Below are 23,969 nucleotides of genomic sequence, written 5' to 3'. Positions count from 1 at the left end.
CGTCAGAAGCTGAAACCGGGGGCAGCTTTGCCGGGCTTGCCCGGCTTTGCGACCGGCGCGGCGGCGGACGCCTGCGGGCCGGGGGTAACCGGCGTGGGCGATCCGGGGGCGCGGCGTGGCATTTCGCCGCGCTTGCCACTGATCCCGTCATTGCCCTGCTCAAGCAGCAACCCCTGACCGATATTGGCGTTGCGGAAGCCGTCGGTCGGCAGGCGCACGTCCGATGCGTTCATCGGCTTCACCAGATAGGGGGTGACGACGATGACCAGTTCGGTTTCGCTGCGCTGGAACTGGCGCGACTTGAACAGGCTGCCCAGGATTGGCAGGTTGCCGATGCCCGGCACCTTGTTGATGCCGTTGCTGGTTTCATTGTTGAGCAGGCCCGCAATCATGAAGGCCTGACCCGAACCCAGCTCCACCGTGGTTTCGGCGGTGCGGCTTTTCAGTGCTGGGACGTTCGCGTTCAGCGTGAAATCCAGGCTGGAAACGGTCGGGCGAACCCGCAGCGAAATGCGGCCATCGGCCAGCACCGTCGGTGTGAAGGCCAGCTGTACGCCATATTGCTTGAATTCGATGCTGTTGCCCTGCGTGCCGTTGCTGACCGTGTAGGGATATTCGCCGCCCGCCAGGAAGCTGGCCGTCTCACCAGACAAGGCAGTCAGGTTGGGCTGCGCCAGCGTGGTGGCAAGGCCGCTCGATTCGGCGAGGTCCAGAGCACCGGCGATGTCCATGCCCAATATGCGAGCAACGCCGCCAAGGCTGTAGCTGCCGTCGCTAGGGTTGTTGAAAGTCCAGGTCTGGCCTGCAGCTGTCGTTGACTGAGTAACGAAGTTGCGTGTGCCGCCTCCGATATTGCCCAGCACCTTGCCACCAGACGTATCCAGGCTGGAGAAATTCGTGCCGATCTTGTGACCGACATCCTTGGCGACTTCGGAAATCTTGACCTGGAGCATCACCTGCAACGGCGTAGCCATGCGCAGGCGGCTGACCACGGTGGTCTCCTTGCCGACAAAGGCCTGCGTCAGCCGTTCGGCTTCGGCGGCATCTTCGGGGGCCTGGATGGTGCCGGTCAGCAGGACCATGCCGTTCATCTTGTTGACTGCGATGTTCGCGCCGGGCATCGCCAGGCGGAGCATGTCATCGATGCTGGTCAGGTTGTTGCCGACACGAACCGTGCCGGAAAACAGTACCTTGCCGTTGGGGGCGGTGGCGAACACGGAGGTTTCGCCTGCCTTCTTGGCAATCAGGTAAAGCTGGTTCTGCGAGCGGACATGGACGTCGACCACTTCGGGATCGCCGATCACCACGTCGGACATCTTGGCGCCCAGGTTGACGACACGGCTGCCGCCGACCGACATGAGGATCGCATTGTCCTGTGCGCTGGACGGCGCGGCGTTGACGGCCGTTCCGGGCACGGCGGTCATGGCGACGGCAAGGCCGAGCGCGATCGCGGGTCCGGCGACCTTGCGCCCGGACATCTGGAGCATCGACTTCATCTTACTTCCCCCCGACCGGAACTTCGGTCACGTTGGTGCCGCGGGCGACGCGGATGACCGGGCCTCTGACGGCAGCCGGTGCGGTAATCTGGGCGCCGGTGCCAGCCATCGCCGGGCCGTTTTCGGCCTTGGCCGGGACCGAGCTGCGCTGGTAGCGCGACACGTCGGCGCCGGTCGAATAGGTGGAGCCGCGATCAATGGGGCGCGACGCGATCTTGGCGATGATCGCCTTTTCCGCGTTCGGGCTGGCGCCATCGGGCAGATCGACATCGGCACCGGCAATGGCAGCGTCCAGATCAGACGCGGTATCGGCGATCGAGCGCAGCGACATCGACAGGGAGCCGATGGTCTGGGCAACCGCGATCTTTTCCGCGATCTTGGGCGTCACTTCGATCGTGACGTTGGAATAGGTACGTACTTCCGGCTTGCCGTCCGCGCCCATCGCATCCATCCGCTGGTCGGTGGCAAGGACGCGCAGGTTGCGCAGGATGGTTTCGGAGACTTTGAGCGCTTCGCCATCGCCACCGCCCGCAACGCTTTGCGTCAGGACCAGGTCGATGCGGTCGCCAGGAAACACGAAGCCCGCGACCGAGCTTTGCGCCGAGACGGGAACGGTGACCGCGCGCATCCCTGCGCCAAGCGCTGCGGCCAGGAAGCCGCGATCGCCGGGCTTGACCAGGCCACCCTGGGTCAGCGGCTGTCCGGCGGAAATGGCGGTGCGTACTACGCTGCCTGCCAGTTTCGCCGGATCGGCCTGACCCTTGAGATAATAGGCCTGTTCGATCAGATCCTTGGGCCAGGGCTGGAAGCGGAAGCTTTCAGCATCCAGGATGGTGCCAACCGGCAAAGCCTTGGTCGCGACCAGCACATGGGGCTGATCGGCCTCCACGGGCATCGACGCGGCATTGACCTGCGGTGTGCTGGAGGAGCTCAACATGCTGCGGGCAAGCAAGGCCGTAGTGACCGCTATGATAAGCGCTCCTACCAGCAGCACGATTTTCTTGGCATCCATGACGAAATTCGCCTCCCTGTAATGGGAGCACTGCCCCCAGTGCTTCACTCATCACGTAAATTGGTTAAAATATCGTTGGCCACGGCAGCAGCCACAGCGCCGCGAGGGAAATCGCCACGCCATAGGGAATTTCAGGTTGTCCCAGCCTGTGGGTCATCTTGTGGTGGATGACGGTGACCAGCGTGACCACGCCGCCCAGCAGCGCCATCAGCATGACCAGCGACAATATCGCCTGCCACGGGAACCACAGCGCCAGCGCGGTCAGCAGCTTCACGTCGCCGCCGCCCATCATGCCGAGCGCGAACAGCGCGGCGAACAGGGTGAAGATGGCTGCGCCGACCAGCAGTTGCACCGCCATGTCGGGCCAGAGCGCATAGCCGTTAGCCAGCCACCAGAGCGGCGCGAGGGCCGCGACCGCCAGGTTGAGCCGGTTGGAGATGATGCGCGCACGCAAATCGGTGACCGCTGCCGCGATCAGCAGTGCGCCAAGGGCGCAGAGCAGTATGATTTTGAAATATTCCCCCGTCATGGGATTTGACCCTAGACCCGATGGCTTACCAAACCGTAACCATGGCCCGCATGGATTCGCCCCGCTTCACTACGCCATCCTTTGACCGCCGCGCCTGGCCGATGGGCGGGCGGCTGGACTATTGGAGCGCGCCCGACGGCTGGCCGATCCGCCGCTATCAACTGGGCGATGGAACGCGGGGCCGGATGCTGGTGCTGGGCGGGCGCGGCGACATGATCGAAAAATATCTGGAGGTGGTCCACCATTGGGCCGAACGCGGATGGGCGGTCACCACATTCGACTGGCGCGGGCAGGGAGGATCGGGTCGGCTGACCGACGATCCGATGACTGGCCATATTGGCGATTTTGCCGACTGGATCACGGACCTGAAGGCGCTGGCGGCAGACTGGCGCGCGGAGGGAGACGGGCCATATGCGATGGTGGCGCACAGCATGGGCGGGCATTTGCTGCTGCGCGCGCTGGCCGAAGGGATGCCAGCGCCCGATGCGGCGGTGACGGTCGCGCCGATGCTGGACGTGCATAGCGCGCCCTTGCCGCGATGGCTGGCCGTGGCCGTGGCGCGGGCGATGCTGTGCCTGGGCCAGGGCGCGCGGCAAGCCTGGACACAGAAGGAAGGGTCCGAACGGCAGCGACGGATACGGCAGAAGCGGCTGACCCATGACCCGGACCGCTATGCCGACGAACTATGGTGGCGTGACCATAGCCGTGACATTGCGCTGGGGCCGCCAAGCTGGACCTGGGTCAGTCAGGCGCTGGAATCGACGCGGGCATTGGCGGAGAGTGATGCATTGGCGCGGCTTGCCGTGCCGCTGCTGATATTGGCGACTCGCGCTGACCAACTGGTGTCCACCCCGGCGATCCGCCGCGTCGCCGCGCGGATTCCCGGTGCGCGATTGCATGTCTATGGGCGAGAGGCCGCGCATGAGATATTGCGCGAACTCGATCCTGTCCGGCTGGACGCGCTGCGGCGGATCGACGCCTTTCTGGACGAGATGGCGGCGTGAGCCATCCCGATATCGTTATTGTGGGCGGTGGCATGGCCGGGGCCAGCCTGGGCGCGGAACTGGTGGGAGAGGCGCGTGTCCTGCTGCTGGAGATGGAGGATCGGGCCGGCTACCACGCCACTGGCCGATCCGTGGCGTTTTGGGAAGAAACCTATGGCGGCGCGGCGGTACAGCCTTTGACGACCGCTTCAGGGCCGTTGCTGAGCGTTCCCGACCCTGATTTTCATGACGGCAGCTTCCTGTCGCCGCGGCGCACATTGCATGTCGGACGGGCCGGGGATGAAGGGCATCGCGATGCGCTGATGACGGAATTTGCGGGCAAGGTGGTTCTGGAGCCTGTCGATCCTGCCGCGCTGGTGCCGGGGTTGCGGCCGGACTGGACCATGGGCGTCATGGAGGCGAGTTGTCAGGATATTGACGTGGCTGCGCTGCACCAGGCCTATTTGCGCCAGTTCCGGCGGCGCGGCGGCGAAGTGCGGCTGGCCACGCGGCTATGTGCGGCGCGCGCCGTGGGTGGTGGCTGGCAGGTGGAGACGCCGGACGGAGTGATCGCCTGCGCGATCCTGATCAATGCGGCGGGGGCATGGGCGGACGATGTGGCGCGCGCCAGCGGCGTCGCGCCGATCGGCTTGACCCCGTTGCGGCGGACGGTGGTGCAATTGGGCGTGCCATCCATGCCATCGCCCGACCTGCCGCTGATCATGGATCTGGCCGGGCGATTCTATTTCAAGCCGGAAGGGCAGGGGCGCGTCTGGCTGACCCCGCATGACGAGGCGCCGTCGCCCCCGTGCGACGCTGCACCTGAAGAACTGGCGGTGGCGGAAGCGATCGCGCGGTTCGAAAAGGCGGTCGACTGGCCGATCGCGCGGGTCGAGCATGTCTGGGCGGGCCTGCGCAGCTTCGCGCCCGATCGTGCCCCGGTATATGGGTTCGACCCGGATAGGCCGGGCTTTTTCTGGTTCGCCGGGCAGGGCGGTTTCGGCATCCAGACCGCGCCCGCCGCCGCGTTGCTGGCGGCCGCCCGGCTGCGCGGGGAAGCCCCGCCGGAAAGCGTTGCAGGCATTGATGCGGATGCCTATTCTCCGACCCGGTTTCGCTGACGAAACGAATCTGGAGAACGGTACATGGCGCACAAGTTCGTGATCGAGAAGAACAAGGCCGGCGAGTTTGTCGCCAAGTTCAAATATAATAGCGAAACGATCTTCTGGACCGAAGGCTATAGCAGCAAGGCCGGCGCGAAAAACGCGATCGAGTCCGTGCTGAAGAACGGGCCGGGCGCGCCGGTCGAAGAGGCGGAATAAGGCGGCTATAAATCCGGCATCAAAAATTCTCCCCTGCAAGGGGAGGCGAATTGCACATAACCTTTCGCGGCATCTCTCCGTCATGCTGAATTTATTTCAGCATCCATTTCTCGTCTCAAGCGGCGGTTTTTGGGCACGATGGATCCTGAAATAAATTCAGGATGACGTCGGGGTATAACGAAAAGTCATATGCAGTTTCCCTCCCCTGCAAGGGGAGGATGAGATTTGGTCATCGCGCCAATATCCGCTCTGCAACTGGCACGACCCCAACAAAAAAGCCGCCCGTTACGGGGCGGCTTTTCTGTTTGATCTCTGACGAAAGCTCAGGCTTCTTCTTCGGCCGGGGCTTCTTCGGTGAGCGCGGCGAGATCGCCGGGTTCAGCGTTGGGATCATAATCTTCGGTGAAGCCGGCTTCGTCCTTTTCGAACAGGTCGGCCATGACGTCGACGCCCTGGCTTTGCAGGTCGGCCTCTTCAGGCGAACGCGCCACGTTCACCTTGATGGTGACGGCGACTTCGGGGTGCAGCGCGACCTTGACGTCGAACACGCCGAGCGTCTTGATCGGGCGTTCCAGAACGACCATCGCCTTGGTGACGTTGGTGATGCCCTGTGCCTGCAGCGCTTCGATGATGTCGCGAACCGCAACCGAACCATAGAGCGCGCCAGCGTTGGACGACTGGCGGATCAGGATGATCTGCGTGCCATCGACGTTGCCGGCGGCTGCTTCGGCGTCCGAACGGCGAGCGGCGTTGTCGGCCTCGATCTTGGCGCGGTTGGCTTCGAACAGCTTCTTGTTGGCGCTGTTGGAACGCAGCGCCTTCTTGTTGGGCAGCAGGAAGTTGCGGGCGTAGCCGTCCTTCACGGTTACGACGTCGCCGATGGCGCCGAGCTTCTCGACACGTTCGAGCAGAATGATTTCCATGGGGCTTACTCCCTTACTTCACGATGTAGGGCAGCAGGCCCAGATGACGGGCGCGCTTGATGGCCTGGGACAGTTCGCGCTGCTTCTTGGCCGAAACGGCCGTGATGCGGCTGGGGACGATCTTGCCGCGTTCGGACACGAAGCCCTGGAGCAGACGAACGTCCTTATAGTCAATCTTCGGCGCATCCTTCGCAGCGAAGGGGCAGCTCTTGCGGCGGCGGAAAAATGGGCGTGCCATGATCTAGATCTCCTTATTCGCCAGCGGCTTCTTCGCGGCGCGGGCCACGGTCGCCACGATCTTCGCGCGGACCACGATCGCCGCGGTCACCACGGGGGCCGCGATCGCCACGGTCGGGGCGGTCCTGCTTGCGCATCATGACCGACTGGCCAGCTTCCAGCTCATCGACCTTGACGGTCATGTAGCGGATGATGTCTTCGTTGATCTGCGTCTGGCGCTCCAGTTCCGCGATCACGCCGCCGGGGGCGTCGATGTTCAGCATCACATAGTGAGCCTTGCGGTTCTTGGCGATCTTGTAGGCGAGCGAACGCAGGCCCCAAGTTTCGATCTTGGTAACCTTCCCGTTATTTTCTTCCACGATCTTGGTGGCGTTTTCCGCCAGAGCGTCCACCTGCGCCTGTGCCAGATCCTGGCGCGCAAGGAACACATGCTCGTAAAGAGCCATGATGCTACCTTCTTCTGTTGGCCGATTGCTGACGCCCACCCCATGTGGAACGCCCCTCCGGCTATCGTCTTTCATGCTCCGCAAGCGGGCCGAGTCACCTCTGGTCCGATGCGAAGGCGCGCCTATGGGGCAAAGGCGGGGGAAAGGCAAGGGTGTGTGAGGTAAATCCATCCGTTCGGGCTGAGCTTGTCGAAGCCTTGTCCTTTCTTCTATCCCCGTAGAGAAGAACGACAGCACTTCGACAGGCTCAGTGCGAACGGTTGAGAGGTTAGCTTATGGCGGTCGGAATTGCAGCACTATCCCTGATCCTGCTGATGATCGCCGCCTATCGGGGGATGAGCGTCATCATCATGGCGCCCTTGCTGGCGATGCTGGCGGTGTTGCTGACCGATCCGGCGGCCGTCCCTGCCGCCTTTTCCGGGCTGTTCATGGAAAAGGTGGCGAGTTTCCTCAAACTCTATTTCCCCGTGTTCCTGCTGGGCGCCTTGTTCGGCAAGCTGGTCGAGATTTCCGGCTTTTCCCGCGCGATCGTGACGGCGGTGATCGGCATTGTCGGGGCGGGGCGGGCGATTCCGGCGATCATGGCGGTCACCGCGCTGCTGACCTATGGCGGGGTGTCGGTGTTCGTGGCGGTGTTCGCCGTCTATCCCTTCGCCGCCGAAATGTTCCGCCGCGCCGACATCCCCAAGCGGCTGGTCCCGGCGACGATCGGGCTGGGGGCGATCACCTTTACCATGGATGCGCTGCCCGGCACGCCGCAGATCCAGAATATCATTCCGACCAGCTTTTTTGGCACAACGTCCTGGGCCGCGCCGGTGCTGGGGCTGATCGGGTCGGCCTGTATCGCGGCGATGGGGCTGACATATCTGGGCTGGCGGCGGCGCGCGATGATGGCGGCGGGGGAGGGCTATGGCGCGCCGGAAACGCTGGTCAACGAGCCGGAGCCGGTGGACGCTTCGGTCACGGTGCATCCGCTGGTGGCGCTGCTCCCGTTGCTGGTCGTGGGGGTCGGCAATCTGCTGCTGACCATGGCGATCCCGCGCTGGGTCAGCGGTGATGTCATCACCCTGTCGCTGGTCGGCATGGCCGATCCGGTCGAGGTCAAGGTGGCGCAGGTGTCGGCGCTCTGGGCCGTCGAGGGCGCGTTGCTGATGGGCATCGCAACGATATTGGCGTTTGCCTATCGGACGGTGGCGAAGCGTTTTGCCGAAGGATCGAAGGCGGCGGTCGGCGGCGCCCTGCTGGCGGGGATGAACACGGCGGTCGAATATGGTTTTGGCGCAGTGATCGCGGCGCTGCCCGGTTTCCTGATCGTCAAGGAAGCCTTGCGCGCCATCCCCGATCCCCTGATCAACGAGGCGATTACCGTCACGTCGCTGGCGGGGATTACCGGGTCGGCGTCCGGCGGGCTGTCGATCGCGCTGGCGGCAATGGCGGACCAGTTCATCGCTGCGGGCGATGCCGCGGGCATATCACGCGAAGTGCTGCACAGGGTCGCGTCGATGGCTTCGGGGGGCATGGACAGCCTGCCGCACAATGGCGCTGTCATCACCTTGCTGGCGGTGACGGGCCTGACCCATAGGCAGGCCTATAAGGATATTTTCGCGCTGACGCTGATCAAGACTGTGACGGTGTTCATCGTCATTGCGGTCTATTATCTGACCGGACTGGTCTGAAAGGACTGGTCTGGCCGGATCAGGCGGCCGGGCGATGCAGTTCGGCCGATCCCAGGAAATGGGCGCTGGTCGATGGTCCGGCGCTGATCAGCAAGGCGGCGACCATATCCTTCAGACTGTCGGACGGGCGACAAGGGTCATCATAGGCCATGGCCCATTGCCCAAATTCGCGCGCCACGATCGCGCCCTCGCGCAGCTTGACCACGCCGCGATGACGACTGTCGTCGTAGATGCGGGCAAAAATGCGCTCTACCGCGTCCTTTGGACCTTCCAGTACCTGAAGGAAGCGGCGCGAGTTGAACAATAGCAGGCCGGTCACATCGTCCCGCCGATTGCGGATGGCGGCTTCGCGCGCGATGGTGGCGCAGTCGTCGGGCGTTACCGTCCCGGTGACGGTGCTGATATACATGATCTGATATAATGACATGGCCGTTCCCGATCCGCCCTCACCCTGGGACTTGTGCCGGGCAAGCCGTTAATTTCGGGTATTTAACCTGTGTCAGGGAAAGCGGGCACGCAAAAATGCCCCAGGGGAGGAGAGATCCCTGGGGCATGAAGGGGATGGATCGGCTTAGCGGATCGCGTTGCCGATGACCGCGCCGATCAGGCCGCTGGTGATGGCGATCAGCACCGCGTCGTTACCCGACTGGACCCACTGATAGCCGCGCGGAGGGGCGTTCAGGCGATAGCCGCGATAATTGTTGATGACGCGATAGTTGGTCGCCTGGCGCCGGTCGAAACGCTGGCCCTTCGCCCAGCGATGGTGCGAGGCGGCGTAGCGGTTGTTGCGCACATCCTTTCGAACGACCGTCCGCTGCTTGACCACGGTGCGGCCATTGGGCTTTTGCTTGACGACCGTGCGAGTCTGTTCCTGACGATGCGGCTGGCCATAGGCCTGCGCCTGTGCCTGGCTGCTGATGATCGGGCTGGCGACCAGGGTGGTGGTGGCCAGCGTCATGAGGATCTTCTTGAACATGTCTTGCTCCTTTGCCGTGTTCGGGCGCCCTCTGCGGCGTCGAGAACAGAGATAGGCGGCGCTTGTCGCAGCCATGTGTCGCGGAAGGGCAAAGAGTGTCGGAAATTGTAACAGATTGAGATTAAAGATGAATGTCCGTTCATCTGTGCAGCCTGCGGCGCCCCTTTTTCAGGTGGGCGCCGGTCGGGCCGCTCAGCGCTATTCGTGGCGCAGCGCGTCGATGGGGTTGAGCGCGGCGGCGCGGCGGGCAGGGAAATAGCCGAACACCACGCCAATGACGGCGGAAAAGATGAAGGCGATCAGATTGACCTTCACGTCGAACATGAAGGGCACCTGCATCAGCGGCGCTATGGACCAGGAGGCGATGAGGGCGAGAAAGAGGCCGATCACCCCGCCAAGGCAGGACAGCACGATCGCTTCGACCAGAAACTGCATCAGCACTTCGCCCGCGACCGCCCCGATGGCGAGGCGGATGCCGATTTCGCGGGTGCGCTCGGTCACGGAGACCAGCATGATGTTCATGATGCCGATACCGCCGACCAGCAGGGATATGGCCGCCACAGCGCCAACAATTTGCGTCAGGATGGTGGTGGTGCCGGTCAGCGTGTCGCTGATCTGCTTGGTGTCGAATACGTTGAAATTATCCTCGCTGCCCGCTTTGATCTGGCGTCGTTCGCGCATCAGGTCTTCCAGGCTGTTTTGCACGGTGGACGTGTCATAGGCATCGTCCACCGCGATCATGATCTGGCTGATGTCGCGATTGCCGGTGAAGCGGCGCTGCACGAATTTGATCGGCATGACGACGACGTCGTCCTGATCGCCAAAGCCGCCCTGGCCGCGCGTCGCAAGTGCGCCGATCACCTGGCAGGACACGCCCTTGATCCGCATCCGCTGGCCGATCGGATCGGCGTTCTGGAACAGGTTGGTGCGTACCGTATTGCCAATGATGCAGACCGGGCGCCCGGCTTGTTCCTCTTCCGGCATGAACAGGCGACCGCTGGTCAGCTTCCAGCTTTGCACCTCGAAATAGGCGGCAGTGGTGCCATAGATGGTGGTGGACCAGTTATTGCCTTCATAAATGGCGGTGCCGCTCGACTGGGCCATGGGCGCAACCGCGCGAACGCCGGTCAGCTGGTTTTCGATCGCGGTCAGATCGGCTGGCTTGAAGTCGGGCGGGCGCGGCCCGCCGCCGCCGCGGCCAAAGCCCTGGCCGGGGCGCAATTGCAGCACATTGGCGCCCAGCGAACTAATCTGTTCGCGCACGGCCGCCGTCGCGCCATTGCCCAGAGTCACCATGGTGACGACGGCGGCGACACCGATGATGATGCCCAGCGTCGTCAGGAAGCTGCGCAGCTTGTGCCGGTTGATCGCCCGGAAGGCGAGGATGACGGTGGTGCCTAGCATGATGATCCTTTCCTCTCCCCAGCGGGGAGAGGGATGCGGAGACTTGGCAGCTTGCTGCCTAGTCGTAGCTGGGAGAGGGGAAGAGCCAAAGGCTGCGTCCGGCCCCCTCTTCCAACTTCGCCTAACCCGCTGCGCGGGCAAGGCTGTGTATCCTTCTCCCCCCGGGGAGAAGGTTTGACCTGTGCGCAACTCACGCCGCCAGCCCCTTTTCGATCCGTTCGACCAGCCCGTCGCGAAAATGCACGATGGTGCGGGCAAAGGCCGCCATGTCGGGTTCGTGGGTCACCATCAGCACGGTGATGCCGCTGTTCCGGTTGAGGTCGGTCAGCAATTCCATGATTTCGACCGATCGTTCGGAATCGAGATTGCCGGTCGGTTCGTCGGCCAGCAGCACGTCGGGACTGGTGACGATGGCACGGGCGATGGCGACGCGCTGTTGCTGGCCGCCGGACAGTTCGGCGGGTGTATGATCCCACCATTGTTTGAGGCCGACCTTGTCGAGCGCGGCCATCCCCAGTTCGTAACGGGTCTTTTTGTCCTCGCCACGATAGAGTAGGGGCAGTTCGACATTTTCGAGCGCGCTGGTGCGGGACAGCAGGTTGAACCCCTGAAACACGAAGCCGAGATAGCGGCGGCGGAGCAGCGCGCGCTGGTCGCGGTCGAGCCGTTCGACATGATGGCCCTTGAACAGGAATTCGCCGCCCGATGGCACGTCGAGGCAGCCAAGGATGTTCATCGTCGTCGATTTGCCGGAACCGGACGGCCCCATGACCGCGACGAAATCGCCCTGCGCGATGTCGAGGTCGATGCCCTTCAACGCCTGAAATTCGGTCGCACCGCTGCCGTAGATTTTGGTGACGCCGCGCAGGGTGATGATGGGGTCCGCAGGCATGGCGATCAGGGCTTGGCCGTCACGGGGGCGGTTTGCGGCGCGGCGTCGCCCGAATTGCCTAGCTTGCCCACGGTCGCGGGCGTGCCGTCGGTCGCCGGGTTGCGCGGCGCGCTGTCCTTGCGTGGCGCGCGCTGGTCCGCGCCGGTGCGCGCCTGATCTTCGGCTGGCGGTTCCTGGCCCGCCGCCAATTGCCCGGTGATGACGCGCATGCCCGGTTTCAGGTCGCCCCCGGTGATGACGGTGCGCGACCCGTCGCTGGCGCCGACCACGACCTGTATCGCCTTGGGCTTGCCGTCTTCGCCCACGACATAGACAGTCTGGCTGATGCCCGCGCCGAAGCTGACTTCGCGGGTGGGGCGATTGCCGCGGCGGCGGGGGATGAGCGTGCTGGTGATGCCGCCACCCCGGCCTGCGCCCGCGCTTGGCTTAAAACGCAATGCGGCGTTGGGGACGAGCAGCACGTTGCGCAATTCCTGCGTCACGATGTCGGCGGTTGCCGTCATACCGGGGCGCAGCGTTTCATCGCTGTTGTTGACGCTCAGTACGGCTGTGTAGGCGACGACGGTGCCGGACGAGCTGCTGGCCGTGCTGGTCGTGGATGACGACGCGGTGCTGGCGCTGTTCGACCCGACATTGACCCGCGTGACCTTCGCCGGGAAATTGCGGCCGGGGAAAGCGTCGACCGCAAAGGTCGCGCTCTGGCCTTCCTTCACCTGACCCACATCAGCCTCATCGACCGAGACTTCGACCTCCATCTGGGTCAGGTCTTCGGCCAGGGTGAAGAGGACCGGGGCGTTGAGCGAGGCGGCGACGGTCTGGCCCGGTTCGATGTCGCGCGACAGGACGACCCCGTTCACTGGCGACACGATCTGGGCGATGGTCAGGTTGGTCTGCGCCGACGACAGCTGCGCGCGGGAGACGTCCACCTGCGCCAGCGCCGATCGCAGCGTGGCCAGCGCGCCCTCATAATTGGCGCGGGCTGAATCGATTTCGGTTTTCGCGGGCACCTTGCCGCCCGACAGTTGGAACACGTTAAGCTGACGATCCAGCGTCGCCTTGGCCAGCGCGACCTGCGCCTGCGCCTGCGAGACCTGCGCCTGCGCCGCGGCGACTTGCGCCCGGTTCTGGTTCACCGCGTCCACCAGGCGCCGCGTATCGAGTTCGGCGAGACGCTGGCCCTTCACGACCCGGTCATTCACATCGACATAGACGGCGGTGATCTTGCCCGATTGTTCCGACCCGACATCGACCTGATTGACGGGACGCAGATTGCCGGTGGCCGAAACGCTGACGGTCAGGTCGCCCTGGCGCACTTCGCGCGTCGCATAGCTGGGCTGATCCTCGCCCGCGAAACAACGGCTGACAAGCAGCACGAGCAGCAGCAGGCCGATGCCGATCGCACCGCGCACGGCCCATTTGCGCCATGGCCTGGCAGGCTTTGCCCCCAGAAATTCGTCCAGCGCCGGATCGGTGGTGGTGTCATTGCTCATCAGGGGCGGCTTTCCATGCTCTGCCAGCCGCCGCCCAGCGCATTGTAGAGCTGGGCGAGGGCAAGGATTTCATCCGATTGCGCGCCAGCCAGACTGTTGCGCGCATTCAAAAGGGTGGATTCGCTGTTGGACAAGGTCTGGAAGTCGGTAAGGCCCGCCTGATACTGGCTGCGCGCCAAAATCGCGGCGTTGTTCGACGCGTCATAGGCGGTGGCGAACTCCGCCTTGCGCAGCCGTGCGCTGCTGAGCGCCGCCATCGCATTTTCGACATCCTCCAGCGCGCCAAGCACGCTTTGCTTGTATGCCGCGAACGCGCCATCGGTCACTGCCTTCTGCGCCCGCACCTGGGAGGCGAGGCGGCCGCCGTCGAAGATGGTCTGCGCGACATTGGCGAACACGCCGCCCGTGATCAGGCTGAACAGGTCTTTGAACGCGTTGGAGGTGGTGCCGATATTGCCGTTGATGCCAAGCGAGGGATACAGCCGCGCCTGCGCCACGCCGATCCGTGCGGTAGCGGCGGCCAGCGTGCGTTCGGCGCTGCGCACGTCGGGCCGCTGGCGCAGCGTGTCGGCGGGAATGCCGGTGGCGATGTCGATCGCGGCGGTCGGAATGGGCGCGGGCGTTTCAAGCGCGCGGGTGGCGGCGCCCGGCGCCTGTCCAGTCAGCACCGCGATGCGATTGAGGCTGCCGCGCAGGCTGGCTTCGATCTGCGGGATCGACGCGCTGGTCTGCGCCAGTTGCGCGCGTGCCTGCTGCTCGTCGAGCGAGGAGACGAGGCCCGCCTGCAACCGCCAGCGGGCAATGTCATAATTGTCCTGCTGTACCTGCCGACTGTCGCGGGCGATGCGCAGCTGTTCCTGCGCCAGCCGCGCCTGCACATAGTTCGTCACCAGTTCGGAGATGATCGTCATCCGCACCGTTGCCAGGTCATAGCCCGATGCCGCCAGGTCCGCGCGCGCCGCTTGCGCGCTGCGCGACAGTTCGCCGAACAGGTCGATCTGCCAACTGGCGTTCGCACCGGCCGAATAGCTGCTCGACCAGTTGCTGGACCCAAGGCTGATGACATTGCCGCTGCTGTCGGTGCGGGTGCCGCCAGCCTGACTGCGGTAATTCTTGCCGCCGCTGGCCGATCCGCTGAGCTGAGGCAGGAAGGACGCATTGGCCTGGACCAGCGATTCCCGCGCCTGCCGCAACCGGGCCTGCGCCTGCACTATGTCGAGATTGGCGGTGACGGCGGTATCGATCAGCGTGGACAAGGCAGGATCGTTCAGGCGCGTCCACCATTGGGCGAGGTCCGCGTCGCTGATGGGGGCGCCGCTGCCCTGATCATAGGTGGCGGGGATGCCGAGCGCGGCAGGTTGCGGCGCGCGATAGTCCGGTCCCGCCGCGCAGGCGGAGAGGGCAAGCGCCGTTCCCGTGATCCAGACAATGCGATATCGCACCTTTTCCTAGCACTCCGTCATCGTTAAAGGGGCCGTCGTCAGTCCCCCCGTGAAGGGGGCAGGGTGTCGTATGCCTGCCTGCCGCAGACATGTGTATGCCTCAATGCTATTTATGTCACAAAGTGTAACACCATTGGAATTACGCGCTTTTTTACAGCGCTTGGGTCAGGGGATGATGAATGCGGGCTTTTCTATTTCCGGGGCAGGGCAGCCAGTCGGTCGGCATGGGCAAGGCGCTGGCCGATGCCAGCCCTGCCGCGCTTGAGCTGTTTCAGGAAGTCGATGACGCGCTGTCGCAGCATTTGTTCCGCATCATGGTCGAAGGCCCGGAAAGCGACCTGACCCTTACCGAAAACGCCCAGCCCGCGATCATGGCCAACGCGCTTGCGACGCTGCGGGTGATGCAGCGGGAGGGCGGCTTTTCGCTGAGCGACAAGGGCGATTATGTCGCGGGGCACAGTCTGGGCGAATATAGCGCGCTGTGCGCGGCGGAGGCGTTCGACATCGGCACCACCGCGCGGCTGCTCAAGCTGCGCGGTCAGGCCATGCAGGCGGCCGTGCCGGTGGGCGAAGGCGCGATGGCCGCGTTGCTGGGGGCGGATATGGAAAAGGCGCAGGCGCTGGCCGACGCCGCGGCGCAGGGTGAGGTCTGCACCGTCGCCAATGACAATGATCCCTCGCAGGTGGTCATTTCCGGTCATCGTGGCGCGATCGAGCGGGCGGTGGCGATGGTCAAGGATCATGGTATCAAGCGCGGTGTGCTGCTGCCGGTATCCGCGCCCTTCCATTGCCCGCTGATGCAGCCCGCGGCCGACGCCATGCAGGACGCGCTGGCCGGGGCGGTGATCAACGCGCCGCTGCTGCCGGTCTATGCCAATGTGCTGGCCGCGCCGATCGCCGACCCGGACGAGATTCGCGCGCGGCTGGTCGAGCAGGTGACGGGCCGGGTGCGCTGGCGCGAATCGGTTGCCGCCATGTGGGAAGCGGGCGTCACCGAATTTGTCGAACTGGGCGGCAAGGTGCTGGGACCGATGGTCAAGCGCATCGCACCGGACGCCACCGTACGCAGCGTCGTGACGATGGATGACATAGAGGCCGCGCTGGCATCGCTATGAGCGCGGTCCTCACCCAGCGTGACGGGCCGGTACTGACGGTCACGCTGAACCAGCCCGACCGGCGCAACCCGATTTCCGACCCGGCGATGGTCGACGCGCTGTGCGATCTATTCGAAGCGGCGGATCGCGACATTTCCATCCATGTCGCGATCCTGACCGGGGCGGGCAGTGCCTTTTCGTCGGGCGGAGACCTGAACGCGATGCGGCCCGACGCTAGCGGACTGCGTGCCGGGTTGCCCGCGCAGACGCGGCGCAACTATCGCGCGGGCATCCAGCGCCTGCCCCTGCTGTTTCAGGCGATCGAACTGCCGGTGATCGCGGCGGTCAACGGCCCGGCGATCGGCGCTGGACTGGACCTGGCCTGCATGTGCGACGTGCGGATTGCTGGCCAGTCGGCGCGTTTTGCCGAAAGTTTCGTCAAGCTGGGACTGGTGTCCGGCGATGGCGGCGCATGGTTGCTGCCGCGCATTGTGGGCATTTCCAAGGCATCGCAATTGTCGTTGACGGGCGAGATGATCGACGCCGCCGAAGCATTGCGCATCGGCCTGGTGAGCGAAGTCGTGCCGGACGAGGATTTGATGGCGACCGCGCGCCGACAGGCCGACGCTATCGCCGCCAACCCGCCCCATGCGACCCGCATGACCAAGCGCCTGCTGCGCGCGGCGCAGACGGCGGAGCTTTCACATATATTGGAAATGGCAGGCGCCATGCAGGCGCTGGCCCATGCGACGGCGGATCATGACGAGGCAATCGACGCCTTCTTCGACCGCCGCCCGCCGACATTCAAGGGAGACTGACATGTTCGATCTGACAGGCATGACCGCGCTGGTGACCGGCGCTTCGGGGGGGATTGGCTCTTCCATTGCCAAGGCGCTCGCCGCGCAGGGGGCGACGCTCGCGCTTTCGGGCAGCAATGAGGATAAGCTCAAGGCGTTTGCAGCGGAACTGGGCGGCGATCACAAGACGATCGTCTGCAACCTCAGCGACCCGGCATCGGTCGATGCGCTGGTGCCGCAGGCCGTGGAAGCGTTGGGCGGCAAGATCGACATTCTGGTCAACAATGCCGGTGTCACCCGCGACAACCTCATCCTGCGGATGAAGGATGAGGAATGGTCGAGCGTGATCGCGATCAATCTGGAGGCTGCTTTCCGCCTCTGCCGCGCGGCGGCCAAGCCGATGATGAAGGCGCGCTTTGGCCGCATCATTTCGATCACGTCGGTCGTCGGCGTCACCGGCAATCCGGGCCAGTCCAACTATTGCGCGTCGAAAGCGGGCATTATCGGCATGTCCAAGTCGCTGGGTCAGGAACTGGCCAGCCGCGGCATCACCGTCAACTGCGTCGCGCCGGGCTTCATCCGGTCAGCGATGACCGACGCGCTCAATGATGCGCAGAAGGGCGCGATCCTCCAGAAGATACCGGCGGGCGATCTCGGCGATGGCGACGATATTGGCGCGGCCGTGGTCTATCTGGCTAGCCGTGAGGCGGGCTACGTTAATGGACAAACTCTTCACGTGAACGGCGGAATGGCCATGATCTGACGTTTGCGAGCGCGCCGTCCAGCAGGATGGCGCGCCGCGTTGCCAGAGCCAGCACGGCGATGGCGGCGATCAGGTCGACCGGGATCAGCGTCATTTCAGAGACGGCCCGGCCAAACAGCTGTGCGATCCAGGCATAGGCCAGCCATGTCGGCTCCCAGCGCAGCGGGCCGCGCTTGGCCATGTCCGCCATCATGAAGGCGATGGCCACGCCCAGCAGCACGAAATCATAATCCAGCACATAAGGCGTGCAAAGCAGAGCCGCGCTCAAGGCCGCAGCGCCGCGCACCGCCATAGAGCCGCGCCGCGCCGCCAGTGCGGCCGCCGCGATGGCGATGGCGGAGACGATCGCCTGCGCGCCATAGGCGGCCGGGATCGACCCGCCCCACTGGCGCACGGCGGCGAACGGGCTCTGGATCTTTTCCCAGCCCGTAGCGCCTGCCTCTATGATGATGTGGCGCGTCAGTGGCAGAGACTCGATGAAGGCGTGCCATACGGGCCATCCCCATATTGCCAGCGTCAGCAGGCACAGGGCCGTCGTGGTCAACCCCGCCGACACGAAGGCGCGCAGATTGCCGCGCGCCAGGATCAGCACGGGGATCAGCACGGCAAATTGCGGCTTGTAGACCAGCGCGCCGAGCAGCATCCCCGCGATCCATGGCCGCCGATCCAGCAGCAGCATCCCGGCGCCAAGCAGGCTGGCGGTCAGAAAAGCGTTCTGCCCATGGCCCAGGCACACCAGCACCACCGGCGCGCCCAGCGCGACCAGCACCGCGTCGCGATCATCGGGCAGGATGCGCCGCACCAGCGTCACGCACAAGGTCAGGCTCAACCCCTGCCAGATCAGCAGCGCCGCGACATAGGGAAATTGCGCGAGCAGCGTGGCGATGATCAGGAAGGGCGGGGGATAGTGCCAGCCGTAAAAGGGGATGGCGTCATCATGATGCACCTTTTTTTGTACCGCGTGCTGGGTTGGCCAGTCCCACGCCTCTGGCGCGCGGCCCTGATCGGCCATCTGCCCGGCGGTCCAGACGTTCGAAAAATCGGTCCCCAGCGGTCGCCCCAGCGAATCCACCGTGCCATGGGCGGTCGCAAACAGGGTGCAAAGGCCGATGATCGTGGCGGCCAGAACCAGCGCCGCCGTCAGCCGGACGCGCGCGCGCGTAATGAAATGGTCGGGAGCTGACGGCATGATCATGGCCTAATCCCTCCCACAAGCCGCTGAAATTTTGGTAAATGAAGCGTTGCCAGGGCGCGATGAGCGCGAATTTATTGCGGAATCATGGCCAAGCGCGAATGTGGGGGCTTGGCGGCCTTGCCTCTTGCCTGTATCGGCGCTTGGCACTAGGGCTGCCTTAACAGTTATTCAGACCCACTAACGATACCAGTCAAGAAGGACCACTCATGAGTGAGACCGCGGATCGCGTAAAGAAAATCGTCGTCGAGCATCTGGGCGTTGAAGCCGAAAAGGTGACCGAGGATGCCAGCTTCATCGACGATCTGGGCGCTGACAGCCTCGACATCGTTGAGCTGGTCATGGCGTTCGAAGAAGAATTCGGCGTCGAAATCCCGGACGATGCGGCTGAGAAGATCGGCACCGTCAAGGATGCGATCGACTATATCGACAGCAAGCAGTAAGGCGTCTTGCGGCTTGCCCCCACGGGGCGGCGGGCCGGTAATGCGTTGAGAGAAATGGCTCCTCCTGTCCGGTGATGCCGGGGTGCGGGGAGCCTTTTCGTATCTGGCGCGTCGTTCACAACAGTCGCAATTGCCGCTACAGGAACGTCAGGCGCCAACAAGGAATTTCGGAGCTAGCATATGCGTCGTGTCGTCGTAACCGGTCTTGGCATGGTGACTCCGCTTGGCGGAAATGTCGAAACCACCTGGAAGAACATCATCGCGTCCAAATCCGGCGCGGCGACGATAACCCGGTTCGACCCGACCGATTATAAGTGCCGCATCGCGTGCGAAGTGAAGCCCAAGGACCATGAATATGGCTTCGACGCCAATCTGGACGTGGACCACAAGGTCCAGCGCCAGGTCGACCTGTTCATCGTGTTCGGCATCGCGGCGGCCAGCGAGGCGCTGCGGGATGCCGGCCTGCTCGACATGAGCGAGGAAGAAAGGCTGCGCGCGGGGTGTTCGATCGGATCGGGCATTGGCGGCCTGCCGGGCATCGAAAGCGAATCGCTGGTGCTGGCGAACAAGGGGCCGGGCCGGGTCAGCCCGCATTTTGTCCATGGCCGCCTGATCAACCTGATCTCCGGCCAGGTCAGTATCAAATATGGCCTGATGGGGCCGAACCATGCCGTCGTCACCGCCTGTTCGACCGGCGCCCATTCGATCGGCGACGCGGCGCGGATGATCGCGATGGACGACGCAGACGTCATGCTGGCGGGCGGCGCGGAAAGCGCGATCTGCCCGATCGGCATCGCCGGCTTCTCGCAGGCGCGCGCGCTCAGCACCGGCTTCAACGACGATCCGACCCGCGCCAGCCGTCCTTATGACGTCAACCGCGACGGTTTCGTCATGGGCGAAGGTGCTGGCGTGGTCGTGCTGGAGGAATATGAGCGGGCCAAGGCGCGCGGCGCGAAAATCTATGCCGAAGTGGTGGGCTATGGCCTGTCGGGCGACGCCTATCACGTCACCGCGCCCCATCCCGAAGGGTCCGGCGCGTTCCGCTCCATGGCGATGGCGCTCAAAAAGTCGGGCCTCAGCCTGGAAGATATCGACTATGTGAACGCCCATGGCACGTCGACGCCGCTGGGTGACGAGCTGGAACTGGGGGCGGTCCGTCGCCTGTTTGGCGACCAGATCAGCGCCATGTCGATGAGCTCGACCAAATCGGCGATCGGCCATTTGCTGGGCGGCGCGGGCGCGGTGGAAAGCATTTTCTGCATCCTGGCGATGCGCGATGGCATCGTGCCGCCGACGCTGAACCTGGATGAGCCGAGCGAGAGCTGCAAGGGCGTGGATCTGGTTCCCCATGTCGCCAAGCAGCGCAAGGTGCGCGCAGTGCTGAACAATTCGTTCGGCTTTGGCGGCACCAACGCCTCGCTCATCATGAAGGCGCTCTGAGGCGGTTTTGAAATCCTCCCCTTGCAGGCAGGGGAATTGCATCTGACTTTGCGTTATCTCTTCATGACGAAGTAGAATGAGGTGCGTTCCATATGCGATAGTCCTCTCCTCGCAGGAGAGGATTTGGCGGTAATGGATATTCTCTTGCTGCGGATTGGGCGGTTGTAATGATGGCGAGACGATCCGGCGCAAATCCGATGCAGAAGTTCGGCTGTATCATTCTGCTGATCGGCCTGGCCGTCGCTGCCTTTATCGCCTTCCGCTTCGTCGCGGGCTGGACCGAGCAAGGCCCGGCGAAACAGGATATTAGCATCGTGGTGCCGGAGGGGGCGACGCTCTCCGACGCGGCGGTGCTGCTCAAGCGGTCTGGCGCGGTGCTGTCCGCAGACGCTTTTCTGACGCGGGCCAAGATATTTGGCGGCAGCAAGTCGATCAAGGCGGGCGAATTCGTCATCCCCGCCGGCGCCAGCAACAGCGACATTCTATCGATTCTGCAAGGCGGCAAGACGCTGACCCGCCTGATCACCATCCCCGAAGGGATGCCGTCCATCCTGGTGCATGAGCGGCTGATGGCCAACGACCAGTTGACCGGCGACATAAAGGTGCCGGAGGAAGGCAGCGTGCTGCCCGACAGCTATGCCTTCGACAAGGGCGAAAGCCGCGCGGCGGTGCTGGCGCGGATGCAGGCGGCGATGGACAAGGAACTGGCGAAGCTATGGGCCGAACGGGCGCCGAACACGGTCGCCAAAAGCCCGCGAGAGGCCATCATCCTGGCCAGCATCGTCGAAAAGGAAACCGCCCTGCCGTCCGAACGGCAGATGGTGGCGGGCGTCTACAGCAACCGGCTGCGCACCAACATGATGTTGCAGGCCGACCCCACCATCATCTACCCGATCACGCGCGGCAAGCCGCTGGGCCGCCGCATCCGCAAATCGGAGATTGCGGCGGTCAACGATTATAATACCTATGCGATGGTTGGCCTGCCCAAGGGACCGATCGCCAATCCGGGGCGCCTGTCGATCGCCGCCGTGCTGCATCCGGCGGAGACCAAGGCGCTCTATTTCGTCGCGGATGGCAAGGGCGGGCATATCTTCGCCGATACCTATCAGCAGCATAATGAAAATGTGCGCAAATGGTTTGAGATCAGGCGGTCGAGGGGTGAGCTATAAAGCTGCGCGGTCATCCTGACGAACGTCAGGATCCAGGGTGTCGGAAGGCCGTGCGTGGCGCTCTGGATCCCGGATCAAGTCCGGGATGACGGAGGTGCTTTACCGCAGCACCCCTCTGGCCTTCATCGCCCGCGCATAGAATAATTGCGCAACCCCGGCGACAAAGATCAAAGCAGGCACCAGCACCGCGTCCCATCCCTCCACCGCCAGCATGTCGGTCGCCAAGAAATTCTGCGCGAACAGCAGGACGATCGCCGCCAGTGACAGCGTATAGACCGGCACCGCCAGTGCCTTCTTCAACAGCAGCAAAACCGCCCCCAGCGTCCCGGCACCCACGGCGACCGCGAACACGGCCCAGACCCAGCCGGGCATCTGGCCATAAACCCGCGCCATGTCGGGCGTGGTTTTGGCCAGTTCGTGCATGTCCATCGCATATTGCGCGGCAAAGGACATGGTGCCCAGCAGGTTCCACGCCAGCGCGGCGAGACCAATGGCCAGAAAAGAACGCGGTGTTGGCATGATCCAATCCTTTTCCTGTGGCTCTCCGCACTGGCTATGGCGTCAACGCAGCATGGCTTTCCCAACCAGATGACGGGCGTAGAGCAGTTGGACGACAGCCATCACCACGATGAAGGCCGGAAATGCGATGACCGATGGTCCCTTCACCGCCAGCAGATCGGTGCCAAGGAAGGTATAGCCGAACTGGACGACGACAGCGATCAGCGAGAGCAGGAACAGGCTCGCGGCGGCCGCCTTCTTCATCAGCAGCAGAACAGCCCCCAGCGTGCCTGCACCCACGGCGATGGCATAGGCGATCCACACCCAGGCCGGCATGGCGGCGAACGCCTGTGCGGTAACCGGATCGGACTTGGCCAATTCGGTCAGGTCAGCGGTATATTGCATGGCAAAGGCAGCCAGTCCCATCAGGTTCCACAACAAAAGGACGATGGCGATGACGACAAAATATCGCGGCATATTCATGATCCAATCCCCTCCCTCTATGACGTGTCCCGTTGCAGGGGCGTCATGGACTGATCATATACGTGTGAAGGGCCGCGCGGAAGCGGCGAGACATGGAAGGACATGAACCATGCTGGGACGATCCGTACCGAATGTAACGCTCAAGACCCGCGTGCGCGACGAAAGCGTCGAGGGACCGAACCCATTTCGCTGGGAGGATGTGCATACCGGCGATCTTTTCGCCGGCAAGCGGGCGGTGGTGTTTTCTCTGCCCGGCGCGTTCACGCCCACCTGTTCGACCGAACAATGCCCCGCCTTCGAACGCTATTATGATGATTTCAAGGCGCTGGGCGTGGATGATGTCTATTGCGTATCGGTCAACGATGCCTTCGTCATGTTCCAGTGGGGCAAGCATCTGGGCGTTAGCAATGTGAAGCTGCTGCCGGACGGATCGGGTGATTTCACGCGCCGCATGGGCATGTTGATCAAGAAAAATCATCTGGGTTTTGGTGACCGCAGCTGGCGCTATGCGATGGTCGTGGACGATGGCAAGGTCGTCGCCTGGTTCGAGGAGCCGGGGATTAACGATATGGGCGAAGATGACGACCCCTATGGCGAAACCCGGCCAGAACCCGTGCTGGACTGGCTGAAGGCGCATCCCGCCGGGTGAGCGCCCCGATTATCGTCAGCGCCTTGATGGGCGCGGCGGACTTTGCCTGGGCGGATGGATTGCGCCGCGCGCATTTTCCGCCCGACCGCAATGTCCTGTCCGCGCACATCACCCTGTTCCATCAACTGCCGCCTTCCGCGCTGGCGGAGGTAAGCGCGCGCATCAAGGCGCTATGCCGTGGCCCTGCGCCGGTCGCGCGACTGAGCGAGGTGATGTTGCTGGGGCAGGGGGTGGCCTTCCGGATCGACAGCCCGCAACTGTCGGCGATGCGCGACGAACTGGCCAACGCCTTCACCGGCCTGCTGACGCCGCAGGACCAGGCCCGGCCGCGCCTGCATGTGACGGTGCAGAATAAGGTGAAGCCGGCAGAGGCCAAAGCGCTGGCGGAGGCACTACGCGCGGATTTCCAGCCGCGCCCGTTCGTCATCGCGGGCCTTGCCGCCTGGCATTATCGCGGCGGTCCGTGGGAACTGGCCATGAAGGCAAGTTTCCGGGGGTAGGGGACTTGTCGCCCAATCCGTTCGGGCTGAGCCTGTCGAAGCCCAACCCTTCTTCGCCAGGAAGAACGCCCCTTCGGCACGCTCAGGGCGAACGGATCGTTATTTCGGTAGCT

At 63.9% G+C, this 23,969-nt stretch carries 26 protein-coding genes and 1 pseudogene; 12 read left to right on the top strand and 15 right to left on the bottom strand.

Annotation, left to right across the window (positions count from 1 at the left end):
- Positions 1-2: 2 nt before the first annotated feature.
- The 3 genes and pseudogenes from FE851_RS09235 to FE851_RS09225 all read right to left on the bottom strand — a co-directional run bounded on the left by FE851_RS09235 (position 3) and on the right by FE851_RS09225 (position 3,037).
- Complete coding sequence (locus tag FE851_RS09235) at positions 3-1,496, bottom strand: type II and III secretion system protein family protein (RefSeq protein ID WP_145201846.1); 1,494 nt, start codon at positions 1,494-1,496, stop codon at positions 3-5.
- 1 nt (position 1,497) lies between these two features.
- Positions 1,498-2,508, bottom strand: coding sequence for a Flp pilus assembly protein CpaB (cpaB, locus tag FE851_RS09230; protein WP_145201843.1), 1,011 nt, complete (start codon positions 2,506-2,508; stop codon positions 1,498-1,500).
- 51 nt (positions 2,509-2,559) lie between these two features.
- Positions 2,560-3,037 (bottom strand): annotated as a pseudogene (locus tag FE851_RS09225) (prepilin peptidase).
- A gap of 41 nt (positions 3,038-3,078) precedes the next feature.
- Between FE851_RS09225 and FE851_RS09220 the strand changes: the two are divergent.
- Genes FE851_RS09220 through FE851_RS09210 form a run of 3 tightly spaced genes read left to right on the top strand, consistent with a single transcriptional unit; the run spans position 3,079 to position 5,342 of the window.
- Positions 3,079-4,041, top strand: coding sequence for an alpha/beta fold hydrolase (locus FE851_RS09220; RefSeq protein WP_181316581.1), 963 nt, complete (start codon positions 3,079-3,081; stop codon positions 4,039-4,041).
- On the top strand, positions 4,038-5,141 hold the full coding sequence (locus tag FE851_RS09215; protein ID WP_145201835.1) for an NAD(P)/FAD-dependent oxidoreductase: 1,104 nt from the start codon (positions 4,038-4,040) through the stop codon (positions 5,139-5,141). The genes FE851_RS09220 and FE851_RS09215 overlap by 4 nt, the downstream gene beginning before the upstream one ends.
- Positions 5,142-5,165: 24 nt before the next feature.
- The gene (locus FE851_RS09210) at positions 5,166-5,342 is read left to right on the top strand and encodes a YegP family protein (RefSeq protein ID WP_017182070.1); all 177 of its coding nucleotides are present in this window, start codon (positions 5,166-5,168) and stop codon (positions 5,340-5,342) included.
- 323 nt (positions 5,343-5,665) lie between these two features.
- Here FE851_RS09210 and rplI read toward each other — a convergent pair whose 3' ends face one another.
- Genes rplI through rpsF form a run of 3 tightly spaced genes read right to left on the bottom strand, consistent with a single transcriptional unit; the run spans position 5,666 to position 6,948 of the window.
- Positions 5,666-6,265 carry a 50S ribosomal protein L9 gene (rplI, locus tag FE851_RS09205; RefSeq protein ID WP_017182071.1) on the bottom strand — a complete coding sequence of 200 codons (600 nt, stop codon included), beginning with the start codon at positions 6,263-6,265 and terminating at the stop codon, positions 5,666-5,668.
- Positions 6,266-6,278: 13 nt separating this feature from the next.
- Positions 6,279-6,503, bottom strand: coding sequence for a 30S ribosomal protein S18 (rpsR, locus tag FE851_RS09200; protein ID WP_006950194.1), 225 nt, complete (start codon positions 6,501-6,503; stop codon positions 6,279-6,281).
- A 13-nt stretch (positions 6,504-6,516) separates the two neighbouring features.
- Positions 6,517-6,948: a 30S ribosomal protein S6 gene (gene rpsF / locus FE851_RS09195; RefSeq protein WP_017182072.1), complete on the bottom strand. Its 432-nt coding sequence runs from the start codon at positions 6,946-6,948 to the stop codon at positions 6,517-6,519.
- Positions 6,949-7,223: 275 nt separating this feature from the next.
- Between rpsF and FE851_RS09190 the strand changes: the two genes are divergently transcribed.
- Entirely contained in the window at positions 7,224-8,624 is a 1,401-nt protein-coding gene (locus FE851_RS09190) for a GntP family permease (protein WP_145201832.1), read from the top strand.
- A gap of 19 nt (positions 8,625-8,643) precedes the next feature.
- On the opposite strand, the gene FE851_RS09185 is transcribed toward FE851_RS09190, so the two are convergent.
- The 6 genes from FE851_RS09185 to FE851_RS09160 form a co-directional block, all read right to left on the bottom strand.
- Complete coding sequence (locus FE851_RS09185) at positions 8,644-9,051, bottom strand: BLUF domain-containing protein (RefSeq protein ID WP_261370885.1); 408 nt, start codon at positions 9,049-9,051, stop codon at positions 8,644-8,646.
- A 144-nt stretch (positions 9,052-9,195) separates the two neighbouring features.
- Positions 9,196-9,600: an RcnB family protein gene (locus FE851_RS09180; RefSeq protein WP_017182075.1), complete on the bottom strand. Its 405-nt coding sequence runs from the start codon at positions 9,598-9,600 to the stop codon at positions 9,196-9,198.
- A gap of 198 nt (positions 9,601-9,798) precedes the next feature.
- Positions 9,799-11,004, bottom strand: coding sequence for an ABC transporter permease (locus FE851_RS09175; protein WP_107123645.1), 1,206 nt, complete (start codon positions 11,002-11,004; stop codon positions 9,799-9,801).
- 190 nt (positions 11,005-11,194) lie between these two features.
- On the bottom strand, positions 11,195-11,896 hold the full coding sequence (locus FE851_RS09170) for an ABC transporter ATP-binding protein (RefSeq protein WP_017182077.1): 702 nt from the start codon (positions 11,894-11,896) through the stop codon (positions 11,195-11,197).
- A 5-nt stretch (positions 11,897-11,901) separates the two neighbouring features.
- Entirely contained in the window at positions 11,902-13,386 is a 1,485-nt protein-coding gene (locus FE851_RS09165; protein WP_145201828.1) for an efflux RND transporter periplasmic adaptor subunit, read from the bottom strand.
- Positions 13,386-14,828: an efflux transporter outer membrane subunit gene (locus tag FE851_RS09160; RefSeq protein WP_130752233.1), complete on the bottom strand. Its 1,443-nt coding sequence runs from the start codon at positions 14,826-14,828 to the stop codon at positions 13,386-13,388. The genes FE851_RS09165 and FE851_RS09160 overlap by 1 nt, the downstream gene beginning before the upstream one ends.
- A gap of 179 nt (positions 14,829-15,007) precedes the next feature.
- On the opposite strand from FE851_RS09160, the gene fabD reads away from it, so the two are divergent.
- The 3 genes from fabD to fabG are packed head-to-tail and all read left to right on the top strand — an operon-like array spanning position 15,008 to position 17,482.
- A complete protein-coding gene (gene fabD / locus FE851_RS09155; RefSeq protein ID WP_017182080.1) occupies positions 15,008-15,943 on the top strand; it encodes an ACP S-malonyltransferase in 936 nt (311 codons plus the stop codon).
- Complete coding sequence (locus tag FE851_RS09150; RefSeq protein WP_145201825.1) at positions 15,940-16,740, top strand: crotonase/enoyl-CoA hydratase family protein; 801 nt, start codon at positions 15,940-15,942, stop codon at positions 16,738-16,740. Before fabD ends, FE851_RS09150 begins: the two co-directional genes overlap by 4 nt.
- A 1-nt stretch (position 16,741) precedes the next feature.
- Positions 16,742-17,482 (top strand): 3-oxoacyl-[acyl-carrier-protein] reductase, encoded by a 741-nt coding sequence (gene fabG, locus FE851_RS09145; RefSeq protein WP_017182082.1) that lies wholly within the window; start codon positions 16,742-16,744, stop codon positions 17,480-17,482.
- Here fabG and FE851_RS09140 read toward each other — a convergent pair.
- Positions 17,436-18,677 (bottom strand): glycosyltransferase family 87 protein, encoded by a 1,242-nt coding sequence (locus tag FE851_RS09140; protein WP_145201822.1) that lies wholly within the window; start codon positions 18,675-18,677, stop codon positions 17,436-17,438. The two genes, fabG and FE851_RS09140, sit on opposite strands and share 47 nt — an antisense overlap.
- A gap of 206 nt (positions 18,678-18,883) precedes the next feature.
- On the opposite strand from FE851_RS09140, the gene FE851_RS09135 reads away from it, so the two are divergent.
- The 3 genes from FE851_RS09135 (at position 18,884) to mltG (ending at position 21,726) form a co-directional block, all read left to right on the top strand.
- Positions 18,884-19,117, top strand: a complete 234-nt coding sequence (locus FE851_RS09135) for an acyl carrier protein (protein ID WP_006950224.1) — start codon at positions 18,884-18,886, stop codon at positions 19,115-19,117.
- Between the two features lie 180 nt (positions 19,118-19,297).
- On the top strand, positions 19,298-20,557 hold the full coding sequence (gene fabF, locus FE851_RS09130; protein WP_017182084.1) for a beta-ketoacyl-ACP synthase II: 1,260 nt from the start codon (positions 19,298-19,300) through the stop codon (positions 20,555-20,557).
- A 197-nt stretch (positions 20,558-20,754) separates the two neighbouring features.
- Complete coding sequence (mltG, locus tag FE851_RS09125; protein ID WP_145204285.1) at positions 20,755-21,726, top strand: endolytic transglycosylase MltG; 972 nt, start codon at positions 20,755-20,757, stop codon at positions 21,724-21,726.
- 99 nt (positions 21,727-21,825) lie between these two features.
- Here the strand turns inward: mltG and FE851_RS09120 are convergent, their stop codons facing one another.
- Positions 21,826-22,245: a sugar transporter gene (locus FE851_RS09120; RefSeq protein ID WP_145201819.1), complete on the bottom strand. Its 420-nt coding sequence runs from the start codon at positions 22,243-22,245 to the stop codon at positions 21,826-21,828.
- Positions 22,246-22,287: 42 nt separating this feature from the next.
- Positions 22,288-22,707 carry a sugar transporter gene (locus FE851_RS09115; protein ID WP_145201817.1) on the bottom strand — a complete coding sequence of 140 codons (420 nt, stop codon included), beginning with the start codon at positions 22,705-22,707 and terminating at the stop codon, positions 22,288-22,290.
- 109 nt (positions 22,708-22,816) lie between these two features.
- Between FE851_RS09115 and FE851_RS09110 the strand changes: the two genes are divergently transcribed.
- Both FE851_RS09110 and FE851_RS09105 read left to right on the top strand, forming a co-directional pair.
- Positions 22,817-23,356: a peroxiredoxin gene (locus FE851_RS09110; RefSeq protein WP_130752238.1), complete on the top strand. Its 540-nt coding sequence runs from the start codon at positions 22,817-22,819 to the stop codon at positions 23,354-23,356.
- A complete protein-coding gene (locus FE851_RS09105; protein ID WP_145201814.1) occupies positions 23,353-23,856 on the top strand; it encodes a 2'-5' RNA ligase family protein in 504 nt (167 codons plus the stop codon). Before FE851_RS09110 ends, FE851_RS09105 begins: the two co-directional genes overlap by 4 nt.
- The last annotated feature ends 113 nt before the right edge of the window (positions 23,857-23,969 follow it).

Source organism: Sphingobium sp. B2 (assembly GCF_007693735.1).
Lineage (GTDB): Bacteria > Pseudomonadota > Alphaproteobacteria > Sphingomonadales > Sphingomonadaceae > Sphingobium > Sphingobium xenophagum.
Note: the sequence above shows the minus strand (reverse complement) of the source record. Positions and strands in the feature narration are given on the sequence as shown.

Bases quoted from the DNA above. Each gene is read 5' to 3' on its own strand.
- FE851_RS09110 (WP_130752238.1), top strand. From the start codon at position 22,817: ATGCTGGGACGATCCGTACCGAATGTAACGCTCAAGACCCGCGTGCGC.
- FE851_RS09115 (WP_145201817.1), bottom strand. From the start codon at position 22,707: ATGAATATGCCGCGATATTTTGTCGTCATCGCCATCGTCCTTTTGTTG.
- FE851_RS09235 (WP_145201846.1), bottom strand. From the start codon at position 1,496: ATGAAGTCGATGCTCCAGATGTCCGGGCGCAAGGTCGCCGGACCCGCG.
- FE851_RS09185 (WP_261370885.1), bottom strand. From the start codon at position 9,051: ATGTCATTATATCAGATCATGTATATCAGCACCGTCACCGGGACGGTA.
- fabD (WP_017182080.1), top strand. From the start codon at position 15,008: ATGCGGGCTTTTCTATTTCCGGGGCAGGGCAGCCAGTCGGTCGGCATG.
- mltG (WP_145204285.1), top strand. From the start codon at position 20,755: ATGCAGAAGTTCGGCTGTATCATTCTGCTGATCGGCCTGGCCGTCGCT.
- FE851_RS09220 (WP_181316581.1), top strand. From the start codon at position 3,079: ATGGCCCGCATGGATTCGCCCCGCTTCACTACGCCATCCTTTGACCGC.
- fabF (WP_017182084.1), top strand. From the start codon at position 19,298: ATGCGTCGTGTCGTCGTAACCGGTCTTGGCATGGTGACTCCGCTTGGC.
- cpaB (WP_145201843.1), bottom strand. From the start codon at position 2,508: ATGGATGCCAAGAAAATCGTGCTGCTGGTAGGAGCGCTTATCATAGCG.
- rpsR (WP_006950194.1), bottom strand. From the start codon at position 6,503: ATGGCACGCCCATTTTTCCGCCGCCGCAAGAGCTGCCCCTTCGCTGCG.
- FE851_RS09170 (WP_017182077.1), bottom strand. From the start codon at position 11,896: ATGCCTGCGGACCCCATCATCACCCTGCGCGGCGTCACCAAAATCTAC.
- FE851_RS09140 (WP_145201822.1), bottom strand. From the start codon at position 18,677: ATGATCATGCCGTCAGCTCCCGACCATTTCATTACGCGCGCGCGCGTC.
- FE851_RS09175 (WP_107123645.1), bottom strand. From the start codon at position 11,004: ATGCTAGGCACCACCGTCATCCTCGCCTTCCGGGCGATCAACCGGCAC.
- FE851_RS09135 (WP_006950224.1), top strand. From the start codon at position 18,884: ATGAGTGAGACCGCGGATCGCGTAAAGAAAATCGTCGTCGAGCATCTG.
- FE851_RS09150 (WP_145201825.1), top strand. From the start codon at position 15,940: ATGAGCGCGGTCCTCACCCAGCGTGACGGGCCGGTACTGACGGTCACG.
- rpsF (WP_017182072.1), bottom strand. From the start codon at position 6,948: ATGGCTCTTTACGAGCATGTGTTCCTTGCGCGCCAGGATCTGGCACAG.
- fabG (WP_017182082.1), top strand. From the start codon at position 16,742: ATGTTCGATCTGACAGGCATGACCGCGCTGGTGACCGGCGCTTCGGGG.
- FE851_RS09190 (WP_145201832.1), top strand. From the start codon at position 7,224: ATGGCGGTCGGAATTGCAGCACTATCCCTGATCCTGCTGATGATCGCC.
- FE851_RS09180 (WP_017182075.1), bottom strand. From the start codon at position 9,600: ATGTTCAAGAAGATCCTCATGACGCTGGCCACCACCACCCTGGTCGCC.
- FE851_RS09120 (WP_145201819.1), bottom strand. From the start codon at position 22,245: ATGCCAACACCGCGTTCTTTTCTGGCCATTGGTCTCGCCGCGCTGGCG.
- rplI (WP_017182071.1), bottom strand. From the start codon at position 6,265: ATGGAAATCATTCTGCTCGAACGTGTCGAGAAGCTCGGCGCCATCGGC.
- FE851_RS09210 (WP_017182070.1), top strand. From the start codon at position 5,166: ATGGCGCACAAGTTCGTGATCGAGAAGAACAAGGCCGGCGAGTTTGTC.
- FE851_RS09165 (WP_145201828.1), bottom strand. From the start codon at position 13,386: ATGAGCAATGACACCACCACCGATCCGGCGCTGGACGAATTTCTGGGG.